12 protein-coding genes and 3 tRNA genes are annotated in these 15,472 nt (G+C 68.1%); all 15 read left to right on the top strand.

Going from position 1 to position 15,472, the window contains the following annotated elements; genetic code table 11:
- Positions 1-222 precede the first annotated feature (222 nt).
- The 15 genes from AC07PR_RS04065 to AC07PR_RS03995 all read left to right on the top strand — a co-directional run bounded on the left by AC07PR_RS04065 (position 223) and on the right by AC07PR_RS03995 (position 15,472).
- Positions 223-2,904, top strand: coding sequence for a motility hub landmark protein FimV (locus AC07PR_RS04065; RefSeq protein WP_495134485.1), 2,682 nt, complete (start codon positions 223-225; stop codon positions 2,902-2,904).
- Between the two features lie 88 nt (positions 2,905-2,992).
- The gene (gene truA, locus AC07PR_RS04060; RefSeq protein WP_377155389.1) at positions 2,993-3,775 is read left to right on the top strand and encodes a tRNA pseudouridine(38-40) synthase TruA; all 783 of its coding nucleotides are present in this window, start codon (positions 2,993-2,995) and stop codon (positions 3,773-3,775) included.
- On the top strand, positions 3,747-4,433 hold the full coding sequence (locus AC07PR_RS04055; protein ID WP_495134842.1) for a phosphoribosylanthranilate isomerase: 687 nt from the start codon (positions 3,747-3,749) through the stop codon (positions 4,431-4,433). The genes truA and AC07PR_RS04055 overlap by 29 nt, the downstream gene beginning before the upstream one ends.
- Positions 4,434-4,526: 93 nt before the next feature.
- Positions 4,527-5,801 (top strand): tryptophan synthase subunit beta, encoded by a 1,275-nt coding sequence (gene trpB / locus AC07PR_RS04050; protein ID WP_495134841.1) that lies wholly within the window; start codon positions 4,527-4,529, stop codon positions 5,799-5,801.
- A complete protein-coding gene (trpA, locus tag AC07PR_RS04045; RefSeq protein ID WP_495134484.1) occupies positions 5,798-6,595 on the top strand; it encodes a tryptophan synthase subunit alpha in 798 nt (265 codons plus the stop codon). The genes trpB and trpA overlap by 4 nt, the downstream gene beginning before the upstream one ends.
- A gap of 50 nt (positions 6,596-6,645) precedes the next feature.
- Positions 6,646-7,518: an acetyl-CoA carboxylase, carboxyltransferase subunit beta gene (gene accD / locus AC07PR_RS04040; protein WP_067270997.1), complete on the top strand. Its 873-nt coding sequence runs from the start codon at positions 6,646-6,648 to the stop codon at positions 7,516-7,518.
- 97 nt (positions 7,519-7,615) lie between these two features.
- A complete protein-coding gene (gene folC / locus AC07PR_RS04035; protein ID WP_495134483.1) occupies positions 7,616-8,995 on the top strand; it encodes a bifunctional tetrahydrofolate synthase/dihydrofolate synthase in 1,380 nt (459 codons plus the stop codon).
- Between the two features lie 164 nt (positions 8,996-9,159).
- Positions 9,160-10,119 (top strand): SPOR domain-containing protein, encoded by a 960-nt coding sequence (locus AC07PR_RS04030; protein ID WP_495134482.1) that lies wholly within the window; start codon positions 9,160-9,162, stop codon positions 10,117-10,119.
- A gap of 68 nt (positions 10,120-10,187) precedes the next feature.
- A complete protein-coding gene (locus AC07PR_RS04025; protein WP_431103267.1) occupies positions 10,188-10,676 on the top strand; it encodes a CvpA family protein in 489 nt (162 codons plus the stop codon).
- 60 nt (positions 10,677-10,736) lie between these two features.
- On the top strand, positions 10,737-12,248 hold the full coding sequence (gene purF / locus AC07PR_RS04020; protein ID WP_377155386.1) for an amidophosphoribosyltransferase: 1,512 nt from the start codon (positions 10,737-10,739) through the stop codon (positions 12,246-12,248).
- Positions 12,248-13,483, top strand: a complete 1,236-nt coding sequence (locus AC07PR_RS04015) for an O-succinylhomoserine sulfhydrylase (RefSeq protein WP_431103268.1) — start codon at positions 12,248-12,250, stop codon at positions 13,481-13,483. Before purF ends, AC07PR_RS04015 begins: the two co-directional genes overlap by 1 nt.
- Positions 13,480-14,880 carry a glutamate--tRNA ligase gene (gene gltX / locus AC07PR_RS04010; protein ID WP_377155385.1) on the top strand — a complete coding sequence of 467 codons (1,401 nt, stop codon included), beginning with the start codon at positions 13,480-13,482 and terminating at the stop codon, positions 14,878-14,880. The genes AC07PR_RS04015 and gltX overlap by 4 nt, the downstream gene beginning before the upstream one ends.
- A 144-nt stretch (positions 14,881-15,024) precedes the next feature.
- Positions 15,025-15,100, top strand: a tRNA-Ala gene (locus tag AC07PR_RS04005).
- A gap of 42 nt (positions 15,101-15,142) precedes the next feature.
- A tRNA-Glu gene (locus AC07PR_RS04000) sits at positions 15,143-15,218 on the top strand.
- 182 nt (positions 15,219-15,400) lie between these two features.
- Positions 15,401-15,472: transfer RNA gene (locus AC07PR_RS03995), tRNA-Asp, on the top strand.

The raw sequence follows: 15,472 nt of genomic DNA, 5'->3' as shown, positions 1-15,472 counted from the left end.
TAGCTCATCGTTGTTATTCATGAGCTACCTCAGCAACGATGCGTATATGCTTGCCACCGTTGTGATTTTCTACCGCGGGAATGGCTGGGAGCCTGCCCGGGCGCATCAGTCGCACAACAACAATACGTCAGACAGGCGGTCCTTTGGATGGTCCGCCTTGTTGCTTTGGGGGACGCCTTGAAAAAACATGCGAGCGCATATGCGCGATTTGCGCTGAGCCAGGTGGCCGCGGTCACCGTGTTGGGACTCGCGGCGGGTTCCGCCTACGGCCTGGGGCTTGGAAAACTGACGGTGCAGTCGGCGCTCGGCGAAACGCTGCGCGCGGAGATCGACGTCAGCAGCCTCAGCCCGGAGGAGGCCAGTTCGCTCAAACTGCGCGTGGCGCCGCCCGAGTCCTATCGGGCGTCAGGTCTTGACTACAACGCGGTGCTGGCCAGCACGCAGGTGCAACTGGCCCGTCGCGCCGACGGCCGACCCTACCTGCGCCTGAGCAGCGACCGCGCGGTCCAGGAACCGTTTGTCGACGTCATTCTCGAGGTCAACTGGTCGAGTGGCCGCCTGACCCGCGAGTTCACGCTGCTGTTCGATCCGCCGAGCAACACCAACGTCGCGCGTTCGAACGAGCCGACCACGTCCCCGGTGATCTCCGCGCCGGCGTCGACGCCGGCCGTCGTCGCGCCGCCGCCGGTGGCCCGCACGCAGGCGCCGGTGTCGTCGGCGCCCGCCACGCCGGTGAGCCAGCCGCCCGCGCCCGCCACGGCCCGTGCGCCGCGTCCGGCCCCGTCGCCCGCCGCGCCGGCACCGGCCACGCCCGGCTCCGAATACACGGTCCAGCCCGGCGACACGCTGTCGCGCATCGCGAATCGCACCCAGCCGTCCGGCGTCTCGCTGGACCAGATGCTGGTCGGCCTGTACCGCAGCAACCCGGACGCGTTCATCAACCAGAACATGAACCGGCTGAAGTCGGGCGCCGTGCTGTCGGTGCCGGGCAGCGAGTCGGTCCAGTCGATCACGCCGCAGGAAGCGCGCCGCGTCATCCAGGCGCAGAGCAGCGATTTCGGCGGCTACCGCCAGCGTCTGGCGGAAGGCGCCCCGGCCCTGAAGGCTGACGAGAACAGCCGCCAGGCCAAGGGCTCCGTGCAGGCCGCCGTCGAGGACCGCAAGCCCGCGACCTCGACCGCGCCGGACAAGCTGACGCTGAGCAAGCCCAGCGGCCTTCCCAGCGCCGAGTCCAAGGTGTCCAAGGACACCGAGAAGAAGGATTCGGCTGCCAGAGTGGCCGAGCTGACGCGCAACGTCGAAGAGTTGAAGAAGCTGTCGAGCGCGGCCTCGAAGCCGGCTGCGCCGACGACCGCCGCAGCCCCGGCTCCCGCACCGACGCCGGCCCCGACGCCTGCGCCGGCTCCCGCACCCGCTCCGGCGGTCGTGCCGCCGGTGACGGTCGCCGCGAACGTCCCCGCCGCCGCGTCGGAAGCGCCGGCCGCTTCCGCGGCTGCCTCGGCCGCCGTGGCTGAGGCTGCCGCCTCGCGCCCGGTCGCTGCTTCGGCGCCGCGCGCCGTGCCGGCGCCCAAGCCCGAACCGGAGGAGCCCGGCTTCCTCGACTCGCTGAGCGACTACCTGCCCGCGCTCGTGGCCGCCCTGGCGGTCATCGCCGGTGGCATCGGCTACAACCGCTGGCGCGCGCGCCGCGACGCGGCCTCGCGTTCCGAGACGGCCTTCGCGGAAAGCCGTCTGGCGCCGGACTCGTTCTTCGGCCATAGCGGCGGCCAGCGCGTCGACACGCGCGACGCGTCGACGACCGGCCAGTCGTCGATGAGCTATTCGCTGAGCCAGCTCGATGCGATCGGTGACGTCGATCCGGTCGCCGAAGCCGACGTCTACCTGGCCTACGGTCGCGACCTGCAGGCCGAGGAGATCCTGAAGGAGGCGCTGCGCGCCAACCCGGAGCGCCTGGCCATCCGCCTGAAGCTGCTCGAGGTCTACGGCAAGCGCCGCGACATCAAGGGCTTCGAGCAACTGGCCGTCCAGCTGTACGCCGAGACCAAGGGGCAGGGCGAGGATTGGGCGAAGGTCCAGGAACTCGGCCGTCAGGTTGATCCTGAGAATCCGCTGTACCAGCCCGGCGGCGCGCCGACGATGTTCGAGAGCGACGATGAGCGCCCCGAGCCGATGAACGCGAGCACCTTGCCCGCGACCGGCATGGCGCATCCGGGCGGCGGCGCGCTGGCCCGCGCGGCGGCGACCGCCGCGGCGGGTGTCGCGGCCACCCCGCGCGACAGCGGCCCGTCCAGCCTGATGGATCTGGATCTGGACCTGGATCTGGGTTCGCCGCCGGCACCGGCGCCCGCGATGGCCGCCACGCAGGCGCTGCCGTCGGCATCGAGCCAGGCGCCGATGAACATGGACCTGGACCTGAGCACGCCGCCGGCCGCGCCGACCCCTGCCAGCGCCCGTGAACTCGAGTTCGATCTCGGTGACCTGGACGACCTGGGTGGCAGCACGCCGGCCCCAGCGCCTGCGCAGGATTCGTCGTCGCTGGACTTCGACCTGTCGAGCATCGACCTGGACCTGCCGACCGACGCACCAGCCAGCCGTGACGAGCGCACGATCGGCAAGGTGAACGACATCGAGGACATCGCGTCGATCGATCTGCCGGATCTGGATGCGCTGCCCGACGCCAAGCCGACGACGCGGGACACGATGAGCCTGGACGACCTGGGTGTCGACCTCGACAGCATCGACCCGAACGACGACGAAGCCCTGCAGCGTCAGCTGGAGCTGGCCGAGGAGTTCCGCCAGATCGGCGACACCGAAGGTGCCCGCGACGTGCTGCAGGAACTGGTCGGCAAGGCCGACGGTCCGATGCGTGCCCGCGCCCAGCAGATGCTGGACCAGCTTCGCTAAACTGCGAGCGGTTCACGACAAGGCGCTCGGCCTGGCCGGGCGCCTTTTCTTTTTGGCGTTCACCTTTCCCTGAGATCCGGAGACCTGCATGCGCGTGGCGCTGGGCGTGAGTTACCGCGGCGAGGCCTACAAGGGCTGGCAGAGCCAGCCCGGCGGCGGCACCGTCCAGGACGCGCTGGAGGCGGCGCTCGCCGAGTTCGTCGCGCAGCCGATCCGCACGATCTGCGCCGGCCGCACCGACACCGGTGTCCACGGACTGAACCAGGTCGTCCACTTCGATTCGCCGGTGGAGCGCGAGGTGTTCTCGTGGGTCCGCGGCGTCAACCGTTACCTGCCGCGCGACATCGCGGTCCAGTGGGCCGCCTTCCCCGGCGAGGACTTCCATGCGCGCAACCTGGCGCGCGGTCGCCGCTACTGGTACCTGCTGCTGGAATCTAACGTGCGCCCCTCCATCCAGGCTGGCGGCGTCGGCTGGACCTTCCGGCCGCTGGACGGCGACGCGATGCGGGATGCGGCCTCGCGGCTGGTCGGCGAGCACGACTTCAGCTCCTTCCGCTCCGCGGAGTGCCAAGCGGCGTCGCCGGTGAAGATCCTGCGCGGCATCGAGATCCACAAGCGCGGTCCGTACTGGCGCTTCGAATTCGACGGCATCGCCTTCCTGCATCACATGATCCGCAACATCATGGGTTGCCTGATCGCCGTCGGCGCCGGGCAGAAGCCGCCCTCGTGGATGGACGAGGTGCTGGCCGCGCGTTCTCGTGATGCCGCGGCGCCGACCTTTCCGCCGGACGGGCTGTACTTCGTCGGCCCGACCTACGACGATCACCTGAACCTGCCGCGTCATACGGCGGCGATGGACTGGTTGCCCTGAGACCCGACCGCACCGGACCCCCATGAGCCGAACCCGCATCAAGATCTGCGGCCTGACCCGCGAAGCCGATGTCGACGCCGCCGTCGAGGCCGGCGCCGACGCGATCGGGCTGGTCTTCTACGAGAAGAGCCCGCGTGCCGTCAGCGTCGAACGCGCCGCCGCGCTGGCTCGGCGCCTGCCGCCGTTCGTGACGCCGGTGGGGCTGTTCGTCAATGCGTCGCCCGAGGCGATTCACGCGGCGCTGGCCGCGATCCCGACGCTGACGCTGCAGTTCCACGGCGATGAAACGCCCGAGGACTGCGATCGCTGGTCGCGCCCCTATCTGCGGGCGGCACGGATGGCGCCCGGTTTCGATTTGCTAGACTTCGCGACTCGGTTCTCCCACGCCCAGGCCGTGCTGGTCGACGCCTTCGTCGACGGCTACGGTGGAGGCGGAAAGGTCTTCGATTGGTCACTGCTGCCTCCAAGCGTTCCCTCTCCGGTCGTTTTGTCTGGTGGGTTGAGTGCAGCCAACGTGATCGATGGCGTGCTGAAGGTGCGGCCCTGGGCCGTTGACGTCAGCTCCGGCGTGGAGGCCTCGAAGGGCCTCAAGGACGCCGGCAAGATCCGCCAGTTCTGCGATGCCGTGCGCGAGGCCGACCGCCTGAAGTCGGCCTGAATCCCTGCTTCCGTTCCCTGCAGGTTCGTGCGCGGGCATCCTCACCGAGGACCCCTCATGTCCAAGACATCGATTCCATTCACGACCGGCCCGTTGGCGGGCTATGCGCAGCCTGACGCGCAGGGCCGCTTCGGCCCCGTGTCCACCGCGAACTCGCACGGCTACTACGGTGGCCGCTTCGTCGCCGAGACCTTGATCCACGCGCTGGACGAACTCAACGAGGCCTACGCCCGCTACAGCCAGGACCCGGAGTTCATCCGCGAGTTCCAGTACGAGCTCGCGCACTTCGTCGGCCGGCCGAGCCCGATCTATCACGCCAAGCGGTTGAGCAGCGAGCTCGGCGGTGCGCAGATCTTCCTCAAGCGCGAGGACCTGAACCACACCGGCGCGCACAAGGTCAACAACACCATCGGCCAGGCGCTGCTGGCCCGCCGCATGGGCAAGAAGCGCGTCATCGCGGAAACCGGCGCCGGCCAGCATGGCGTCGCCACCGCGACGATCTGCGCCCGCTACGGCATGGAGTGCGTCGTGTACATGGGCTCCGAGGACGTGAAGCGCCAGTCGCCCAACGTCTACCGGATGAACCTGCTCGGCGCGCGCGTCGTGCCGGTGGAGTCGGGTTCGAAGACGCTGAAGGACGCGCTCAACGAGGCGATGCGCGACTGGGTCACCAACATCGAGTCCACCTTCTACATCATCGGCACCGTGGCCGGCCCGCACCCGTATCCGATGATGGTCCGCGACTTCCAGCGCGTCATCGGCGACGAGTGCCTGGTGCAGATGCCCGAGATGACCGGCAGACAGCCCGACGCCGTCATTGCCTGCGTCGGCGGCGGCAGCAACGCGATCGGGATCTTCTACCCGTACATCCCGCACGAGGGCGTGCGCCTGATCGGTGTCGAGGCCGCGGGGCAGGGCGTCCACACGCCCAAGCATGCGGCCACGCTGACCGCCGGCTCGCCCGGCGTGCTGCACGGCAATCGCACCTATCTGCTGCAGGACGACGCGGGGCAGATCATCGAGACGCATTCGATCTCCGCCGGCCTGGACTACCCGGGCGTCGGCCCCGAGCACGCCTACCTGAAGGACATCGGTCGCGCCGAGTACGTCGGCGCCACCGATGCCGAAGCGCTCACGGCCTTCCACCGGCTGTGCCGCACCGAGGGCATCATCCCCGCGCTCGAATCGAGCCATGCGCTGGCGCATGCGATCAAGCTCGCGCCGACGATGCGCCCCGACCAGCACCTGCTGGTCAACCTCTCCGGCCGCGGCGACAAGGACATCGGCACCGTCGCCGACCTGTCGGGTGCCGAATACTTCGACCGGCCCTCGATGGCCGGCCACGCCGTGAAGGGAGGTGCGCAATGAGCCGCATCCAAGCCACCTTCGCCCGCCTGGGCGCCGAAGGCCGCAAGGCCTTGATCCCGTACGTGACCGCCGGCGATCCGTATGCGGATGTGACCGTCGAGCTGATGCTGGCGATGGCCAAGGCCGGCGCCGACGTGATCGAGCTGGGGGTGCCGTTCTCCGACCCCATGGCCGACGGCCCCGTGATCCAGAAGGCCAGCGAACGCGCGCTGGCCAAGGGCATCACGCTGACGCACGTGCTGGAGATCGTCCGGGACTTCCGCCAGCACGATGACGCGACGCCGGTCGTGCTGATGGGCTATGCGAACCCGGTCGAGCGCTTCGGTCTGGAGCGCTTCGTGACCGAGGCCAAGGCCGTCGGCGTCGACGGCGTGCTGGTCGTCGACTATCCGCCCGAGGAGTGCGAGCGCTTCGCCGCGGCACTGAAGGCGCAGGGGCTGGATCCGATCTTCCTGCTGGCGCCCACCTCGACGGACGAACGCGTCGCCCGTCTCGGACGGCTGGCCAGCGGCTACGTCTATTACGTCTCGCTGAAGGGCGTGACCGGCGCCGGGCACCTGGACACCGGCGCTGTCGCCGAGGCGATGCCGCGTCTGCGCAAGCACGTGTCCATCCCGCTGGGAGTCGGTTTTGGCATCCGCGATGGGGCGACGGCGGCCGCCGTGGCGCGCCATGCGGACGCGGTGGTGATCGGTTCGGCCCTCGTCCAGCTGATCGAGTCGCAGACAAGGGATAATGTCGCGATCCAGGCAGCGGCCTTCATCCGAGACATCCGCGCCGCGCTGGACGCCTGACGGGGCAAGCTGCCCTGTTGCGCGTCTGGCGATAGACATAGGAGCCCGCCATGAGTTGGCTTGAGAAACTGCTTCCCCCGAAGATCCAGCAGACCGACCCCGACCAGCGCCGCACGGTGCCGGAAGGCCTGTGGATCAAGTGCCCGTCCTGCGAAACGGTGCTGTACAAGACCGACCTTGAGCAGAACGTCAACGTCTGCCCGAAGTGCGGTCACCACCATCGCATCGGCGCCCGCGCCCGCCTGGATGCGTTCCTGGACGGCGAAGGCCGCTACGAGGTCGGCCAGGAAGTGCTGCCCGTGGACGCGCTGAAGTTCAAGGACAGCAAGAAGTATCCGGACCGGCTCAAGGAAGCGCTGGAATCGACCGGCGAGACCGACGCGCTGGTCGTCATGGGCGGCGCGGTGATGAGCATCCCCGTGGTCACCGCCTGCTTCGAGTTCGACTTCATGGGCGGTTCGATGGGCTCCGTGGTCGGCGAGCGCTTCGCGCGCGGCGTCGAGACCGCGCTGGAGCAGAAGACCCCGTTCATCTGCTTCACCGCCACCGGCGGCGCGCGGATGCAGGAAGGCCTGCTCTCGCTGATGCAGATGGCCAAGTCCAACGCCGCGCTCACGCGTCTGGCCAAGGCGAAGCTGCCTTACGTCAGCGTGCTGACCGATCCGACGATGGGTGGTGTGTCGGCGAGCTTCGCGTTCGTCGGCGACATCGTCATCGCCGAACCGAAGGCGCTGATCGGCTTCGCCGGCCCGCGCGTCATCGAGAACACCGTGCGCGAGAAGCTGCCCCCGGGCTTCCAGCGCGCCGAGTTCCTGATGGAGAAGGGCGCGATCGACATGATCGTCGACCGCCGCAAGCTGCGCGAGGTCATCGCCCGCAACCTGGCCATCCTGCAGCGGCAGAGTTCCGACGCGGTCGCCTGACGTCGCGACGGCGAACCGCCCCCGGGGCGGTGGCGGTACTCAGCACGGCCAGACCACTCCCGGTCTGGCCGTCTTCATTTGAGCCTTGGAATTCCTGATGTCCACCACTTCGAACGATCTGTCCATTCCCGTGCTGGCCCCCGGCGGCGACGCGCAGCAGGTGCTCGACGCCTGGCTGGCCCGCTGCGAGCGGCTGCATCCGAAGGACATCGACATGACGCTGGCGCGTGTCGCCGAGATGCGCCAGCGTCTGAACCTGAACTTCGGTCCGGACACACCGGTCGTGATGGTCGCCGGCACGAACGGCAAGGGCTCGACCTGCGCGATGCTGGAGAGCGTCGCTCTGCAGGCGGGATACCGCGTCGGCCTCTACATCAAGCCGCACCTGGTGCATTTCCAGGAGCGCTGCCGCGTCGGTGGGCGGCCGGTCGACGCCGCGGCGCTGCTGCCGCACTTCGAGGCGGTGGAGCAGGCCCGCGGTGAACTGGCGCTGACCTATTTCGAATTCACCACGCTCGCGATCCTGCACAAGCTGGCATCCGAGCCGCTGGACCTGGTGATCCTGGAAGTCGGCCTGGGCGGGCGCCTGGATGCGGTGAACGTCATGGACGCCGATTGCAGCGTCATCACGAGCATCGACCTGGACCATACCGAGTACCTCGGCCCGGATCGCGAGTCCGTGGGCCGCGAGAAGGCGCACATCATGCGACCGGGCAGGCCGGCCATCGTGTCCGATCCGATGCCGCCGGCCTCGATCGCCGCGTATGCCGAGTCCATCGGCGCCGAGGTGCGCCAGCTCGGACGCGATTTCAGCTATTCGGGCGATCGCCAGCAATGGCAGTGGGCGGGACGCGCGCGGCGCTACAGCGGCATGTCCTACCCGGCGCTGCGCGGCGTCAACCAGTTGCTGAATGCCTCCGGCGTGCTGGCGGTCTTCGAGGCGCTGTACGAGCGGCTCCCGATCTCCGCGCAGGCGGTGCGCGCGGGGCTGGCGCTGGTCGAACTGCCGGGCCGTTTCCAGGTGATCCCGGGCTCGCCGATGCTGGTGCTGGATGTCGCGCACAACCCGCATGCGGTGGCGGCGCTGGCGCAGAACCTCGACCAGATGGGCTTCTACCCGCGCACCCGTGCCGTCTTCGGCGCGATGGCGGACAAGGACCTCGCCAACATCCTGGCGCGCATCTCGCCGCTGATCGACCACTGGCATTTCTGCGACCTGCCGATCGCGCGTGCGGCGACCGCCCAGGCGCTGCGGACACGTTTCGACGAGGCGCGCGCCGCCGGCACGCTGCAAACGCCGAAGGAAGTCGGCGCATCGCTGCACCCGGACCCCGCGTCGGCCCTGGCCGCGGCGGCGGCCGAGGCGGACCCCGCTGATAGAATTTTGGTCTTCGGTTCGTTCTTCACCGTGGGCGGCGTGCTCAAGAACGGCATCCCGAGACTGGGCGGCGGCGTCCAGCCGGAATCCGAGTCTTGAAGCGGGCGGCATTGAGCGCTTCGCAACGCTGCATTCGAATCTCTCGCAGTTGAAGTCGGCGGCCCTGTCCGTACCTACGGAGGGGCCGCTTTCCGCTCCGGGGCCCAGGGTCCCGAAGGCACTCCCGCGGCGACGGCGCGGCATCAACCAGGTTCTCCGAGTACATGGGTTTTCTGTCCTTCCTGAAGCGCGGTGAAGCGAACGACTCCGGCGACCGAGGCGGTGATCGGGCTGAGCGGGGCCGTGCCGGCGACGGTGCGCGAGGGCGCGCCCGCGGCGGCGCCGAGGCGGTCGACGATGTCCAGCAACTGCGTCTGCGGGCGCGCCGTCGCCTGATCGGCGCCGCGGTACTGGTGGGCGTCGCGGTGATCGTGTTCCCGTTGCTGTTCGAGACCCAGCCGCGTCCGATCCCGGTCGACCTGCCGATCGACATCCCGCGCAAGGACGGCGCCACGCCGCTGACCATTCCCGCGCCGACTGCTCCGACCTCGCGCGGTCAGACCGCCGGGGCGGATGCCGGCCGCGGCATCATCACCGAGTCCGCGGAGCAAGCCGCCGCCGACCGGCCGGTTCCGCCGCCGGAAGCGCCTCGCGACCCGGTGGCCGATCAAGTGGCCCAGGCCATGCCGCCCACGCGCATGGACACCAAGCCCGACGAGCGCGCGACGATCGCCGAGCCCGCCCGCCCGGCGCGCGTCGAGCCCAAGCCTGAACACAGGCCCGAGGTCAGACCCGAGACCAAGCCGGAACGCAAGCCCGAGCCCAAGGTCGACGCCAAGCCCGAACGCAAGCCTGACCCGAAACCCGACACCCGCTCCGCGGATGCTGCCCGCGCCCAGGCGCTGCTGGAGGGGCGGCCCTCTTCCGAGAGAAAGCCGGACGCGGCCGCGTCCGCCGCGCGTTTCATCGTGCAGGTCGGTGCCTACGCCGACGGCAAGGCCGCGCAGGATGTGCGCGTGAAGGTCGAGCGCATGGGCCTGAAGACGTACACGCAGGCGGTCGACACGGCGGACGGCAAGCGCATCCGCGTGCGGGTGGGGCCGTTCAATTCGCGCGACGAGGCGGACAAGGTCGCGGCGAAAGTCCGCGGCGGCGGCCTGTCGTCGGCCGTGCTGACGCTCTGACGGGCCGGCACGGAGACTGTCACGATGCACGACCATGAACCCGCCTCAGCGCACCTCCGATCGCCGCGATGAACTGGGTCGACCTCGCGCTGCTGAGCCTGCTCGTCATCTCGGTCCTGCTGGGCGCCTGGCGCGGCCTGGTGTTCGAGCTGATGACCATCGCCGGCTGGCTGGTGGCCTATGCGGCCTCGCCCTTTGTGGCGCCGTTCATCGAGCGCTTCCTGCCGGCGGAGAAGATCGGTCCGGCGCTGATCCACGCCCTCGGGCTGGTGCTGGCCTTCATCCTGGTGCTGCTGATCTGGGGCCTCGGCGCGAAGCTGATCCGGGCCTTGATCCACGCGACGCCGCTGGGTGTGCTGGACCGGCTCGGCGGCGCTGCCTTCGGCGTGCTGCGCGCGGTGCTGCTGGCGCTGCTGGCGACCGTCATCGTCGACATGACGCCGGCCGTGCGCTCGCAGCCGTGGGCCGAATCGCAGATCGCGCCCTGGCTGCAGGCCACGCTCACGCAGGTGAAGCCGCTGTTGCCCGCGGCCCTGCAAGACTACATTCCGGCCTGAGCGTCACGAGCGCTCCGGCCGTCGTTTTCCTCCCGTTCCAGAAGCATTAAGGACCTCCCCATGTGCGGCATCGTCGGTGTGATTTCCAAGGCGCCGGTCAACCAGCTGATCTATGACGCGCTGCTGCTGCTGCAGCATCGCGGCCAGGACGCGGCCGGCATCGTCACGATGCAGGGTCAGAAGTGCTTCATGCACAAGGCCCGTGGCATGGTGCGCGACGTGTTCCGCACCCGCAACATGCGCGGGCTGCCCGGCAACGTCGGCCTCGGCCAGGTGCGCTACCCGACGGCGGGCAATGCCTATTCGGAAGAGGAGGCGCAGCCCTTCTACGTCAATGCGCCCTACGGCATCGTCCTGGTCCACAACGGCAACCTCACCAACGCGCATGCGCTGAAGGACGAGCTGTTCGACGTCGACCGCCGCCACATCAACACCGAGAGCGATACCGAAGTCCTGATCAACGTGCTCGCGCATGAGCTCGAGCGGGCCGGCCGCGACCTGCCGCTGACGCCGGCGCAGATCTTCAAGGCCGTGGGCACGGTGCACAAGCGGATCAAGGGCTCCTACGCCGTGATCGCCCTGATCGCCGGGCATGGCCTGCTCGCGTTCCGCGACCCCTACGGCATCCGCCCCTTGTGCTTCGGCCAGGCGGCCGACGGCGAGGTCATGGTCGCCAGCGAGAGCGTGGCGCTCGAAGGCACGGCGCACACGCTGACGCGCGACCTCGCGCCCGGCGAGGCCCTGTTCATCGACACCCACGGCACGGTCCACACGCAGCAGTGCGCCGAGAACCCGACGCTGAACCCCTGCATGTTCGAGTTCGTCTATCTGGCGCGCCCGGACTCGGTGATGGACGGCATCTCGGTCTACCAGGCCCGGCTGAACATGGGCGAGACCCTGGCCCAGCGCCTGATCTCGACGATCCCGCCGAGCGAGATCGACGTCGTCATCCCGATTCCCGAGTCCAGCCGCCCGTCGGCGATGCAGCTCGCGCACCGCATCGGCAAGCCGTATCGCGAGGGCTTCGTGAAGAACCGCTACGTCGGCCGGACCTTCATCATGCCGGGCCAGTCCACGCGCAAGAAGTCGGTGCGCCAGAAGCTCAACGCGATCGGCCTCGAATTCAAGGGCCGCAACGTGCTGCTGGTCGACGACTCCATCGTGCGCGGCACGACCTCCAAGGAAATCGTCCAGATGGCCCGCGAGGCCGGCGCGAACAAGGTCTACCTGGCCTCGGCCGCGCCGCCGGTGCGCTTCCCCAACGTCTACGGCATCGACATGCCGACCAAGGAGGAACTGATCGCCCACGGCCGCTCGATCGAGGAGATCCGCCAGTTCATCGGCGCCGACGCGCTGATCTACCAGGACGTCGATGCGATGAAGCGCGTGGTCGGCCAGCTCCGCCCGGGTCTGAACGGTTTCGAGGCCTCCTGCTTCGACGGCACCTACATCACCGGCGACGTATCGGCCGAGGACTTCGCCACGCTGCAGGCGCAGCGCAAGTCGCAGCCGGAGGAAGAGGACATGCCGGCGCGCAGCCGCCTGGCGCTGCAGAGCGGCGGAGACCAGTGATGGGCAACGACAAGAAGGGCGGCATCCCGCGCGTGGACCTGCCCGCCGACGTCCGGCTGGACACGCTCGCCGTCCGCGAGGGCCTGCCGCCGTCGCCGTGGGGCGAGAACTCGGAAGCGCTGTACCTGACCAGCTCCTTCGTGCATCCGGACGCGGCCACCGCCGCGCGCCGTTTCGCCAACGAGGAAGAGGCCTTCGTCTACAGCCGCTTCTCGAATCCCACGGTCATGATGATGGAGCGCCGGCTCGCCGCGCTCGAAGGCACCGAGGCCTGCATCGCGACTTCGTCGGGCATGTCCGCGATCATGCTGCTGGTCATGGGCCTGCTGAAGTCCGGCGACCACGTGGTGTGCTCGCGCTCGGTGTTCGGCTCGACCATCAAGCTGCTGCAGGGCGAGTTCGGCAAGTTCGGCGTCCAGACGACCTTCGTGTCGCAGACTGACCTGGCCGAGTGGAAGGGGGCCCTGCAACCCAACACGAAGCTGCTGTTCGCCGAGACGCCGACCAATCCGCTGACCGAGGTCTGCGATGTCGCCGCGCTGGCGGAGATCGCGCACGCGCACGGCGCGCTGCTGGCCGTCGACAACTGCTTCGCCTCGCCCGCGCTGCAGCAACCGGCGAAGATGGGCGCGGACTTCATCATCCATTCCGGCACCAAGTACCTCGACGGGCAGGGCCGCGTGATCGCGGGCGCGATCTGCGCCTCCGCGAAGCACGTCGACGAGGTGTTCACCCCCGTGATGCGCTCGGTGGGCATGTCGCTGTCGCCGTTCAACGCCTGGGTCGTGCTCAAGGGCATGGAGACGCTGTCGGTGCGCATGAAGGCGCAGACCGCGAGTGCCGCCGTGTTGGCCGAATGGCTGGAGGCGCACCCCGGCATCGAGCGCGTGTACTACCCGGGCCTGAAGTCGCATCCGCAGCATGAGCTCGCGATGCGCCAGCAAGGCGGGCAGGGCGGGGCGGTCGTGTCCTTCATCGTGAAGAGCGGTGGCGAGGACGGCGGCCGCGCCGCGGCGTTCCAGGTGATCGACCAGACGCGCATCTGCTCGATCACCGCCAACCTCGGCGACACCAAGACCACCATCACGCATCCGGCCAGCACTTCGCACGGCCGGCTCACCGAGCCGCAGCGCCAGGCGGCCGGCATCACGCAGGGTCTGATCCGCGTCGCGGTCGGCCTGGAAGACATCGAAGACATCAAGGCCGACCTGGCCCGCGGTTTGAATTCCCTATGACGACTCCTTCCACCCCGGTCCGCACCCGCATCGCCCCGTCGCCGACGGGCTTCCTGCACCTGGGCACGGCGCGCACGGCGCTGTTCTCGTGGGCCTACGCGCGCCATCACGGCGGCGAATTCGTGCTGCGCATCGAGGACACCGACGTCGCGCGATCGACGCAGGATTCGGTCGACCAGATCCTGGCATCGATGCGGTGGCTGGGCCTCGAGTACGACGAAGGCCCGGTCTACCAGATGCAGCGCCTGGAGCGCTATCACGCGGTGATCGAACAGATGATCGCTGCCGGCACCGCCTACCGTTGCTACTGCTCGCCCGAGGAGCTCGCCGCGATGAAGGCGGGCCAGGAGGCGCGCGGCGAGAAGCGGCGCTACGACGGCACCTGGCGTCCGGAGCCGGGCAAGACGCTGCCCGCGATTCCCGCGGGCATCGAGCCAGTGGTGCGTTTCAAGAATCCGGTCGACGGCGACGTGACCTGGGACGACCTGGTCAAGGGACCGATCACGATCAACAACCGCGAGATCGACGACCTCATCCTGCTGCGTCCGGACGGCGTCCCGACCTACAACTTCGCGGTCGTGATCGACGACTGGGACATGAAGATCACCCATGTCTTCCGCGGCGATGAGCACATCAACAACACGCCCTGGCAGATCAACCTGTTCAACGCATTGGGCGCGGCGCTGCCGGCGTTCGGCCACATCCCGGTGATCCTGGGCGACGACGGACTGAAGCTGTCCAAGCGCCGTGGCGCGGTCAGCGTCACCGCGTATGAGGAGAACGGCTATCTGCCCGAGGCGATGCTGAACTACCTGTCGCGCCTGGGCTGGAGTCACGGCGACGACGAGCTCTACAGCGTGGCGCAACTGGTGTCATGGTTCGACGGCAGCCATCTCTCGAAGAGCCCCGCGCAATGGGATCCGGCCAAGCTGGAATGGGTCAACTCGCACTACATCAAGTTGGCCGATGACGCGCGTCTGGCGTCGCTGGTGGCGGTGCAACTTGGCAGGCGTGGCCTGGCCGCGCCGGAGCGCCTCGAAGCGATGTGCGCGCTGTTCAAGGATCGCTGCAGTACCACGGTGGCGCTGGCAGACTGGCTGGCGATGTATGTGTCGCCGGTGACGCCGAGCGAGGCGGACCGGGCCCAGCACCTGACCGATGCCGTGAAGCCGGCCGTGCTGGCGCTGGCGGACAAGCTCGACGCGCTGGCGAATTGGGACAAGGCGTCGATCAGCGCCGCGATCAAGGAAACGATCACGGCGCACGGCATCAAGATGCCGCAACTGGCGATTCCCGTGCGGGTGCTGGCCTGCGGTCGTTCGCAGACGCCGTCGGTGGATGCGGTGCTGGAACTTTTCGACAAAGAAATTTTGTTGAACCGCTTGCGTTCCGTTTAAAACTCGATCTATACTCTCGTTCTCGCTTGAACAGCGCGACGTTCGAAACGAACTTCGAAGCGGCAGACGATGAATTAAACGGGGAGCGCGAGCTCCCCGATGAAATTCAGAAAGCCGAAAAGAAGCCGGGTCGAATTCCCCGAAGGGGGTATAGCTCAGCTGGGAGAGCGCTTGCATGGCATGCAAGAGGTCAGCGGTTCGATCCCGCTTACCTCCACCAAACTTCAGTTTGCGTGGCGCGCGGTTCAAGGAAGAAGGTTCAGTCCCCTTCGTCTAGAGGCCTAGGACACCACCCTTTCACGGTGGCTACAGGGGTTCGAATCCCCTAGGGGACGCCAAGTTTCGAGCTTGGTTACTGACCAGAGATTGAACGAGAAAATCGAAAAATTCTTCGGAAATCGATTTGATCGTTGTCAAAATCAGGTACAGTAACGAAATCGACGCAGCGATGACATCAAGTGATTGATGAAATCAAAGCAAGAAGAGTTTGATGCGACAGATCGAAAGGTCTTGAGTATCTGGAGTGGTAGTTCAGTTGGTTAGAATACCGGCCTGTCACGCCGGGGGTCGCGGGTTCGAGCCCCGTCCACTC

The sequence above is a fragment of the Roseateles sp. GW821-FHT09H11 genome (assembly GCF_059415845.1).
This window is presented reverse-complemented; position numbering and strand designations above follow the sequence as displayed.

Excerpts from the sequence above, each read along its gene's own strand:
- AC07PR_RS04030 (WP_495134482.1), top strand. The coding sequence starts at position 9,160 with ATGGGTTTTCTGTCCTTCCTGAAGCGCGGTGAAGCGAACGACTCCGGC.
- gltX (WP_377155385.1), top strand. The coding sequence starts at position 13,480 with ATGACGACTCCTTCCACCCCGGTCCGCACCCGCATCGCCCCGTCGCCG.
- trpA (WP_495134484.1), top strand. The coding sequence starts at position 5,798 with ATGAGCCGCATCCAAGCCACCTTCGCCCGCCTGGGCGCCGAAGGCCGC.
- AC07PR_RS04015 (WP_431103268.1), top strand. The coding sequence starts at position 12,248 with ATGGGCAACGACAAGAAGGGCGGCATCCCGCGCGTGGACCTGCCCGCC.
- truA (WP_377155389.1), top strand. The coding sequence starts at position 2,993 with ATGCGCGTGGCGCTGGGCGTGAGTTACCGCGGCGAGGCCTACAAGGGC.
- folC (WP_495134483.1), top strand. The coding sequence starts at position 7,616 with ATGTCCACCACTTCGAACGATCTGTCCATTCCCGTGCTGGCCCCCGGC.
- AC07PR_RS04025 (WP_431103267.1), top strand. The coding sequence starts at position 10,188 with ATGAACTGGGTCGACCTCGCGCTGCTGAGCCTGCTCGTCATCTCGGTC.
- accD (WP_067270997.1), top strand. The coding sequence starts at position 6,646 with ATGAGTTGGCTTGAGAAACTGCTTCCCCCGAAGATCCAGCAGACCGAC.
- purF (WP_377155386.1), top strand. The coding sequence starts at position 10,737 with ATGTGCGGCATCGTCGGTGTGATTTCCAAGGCGCCGGTCAACCAGCTG.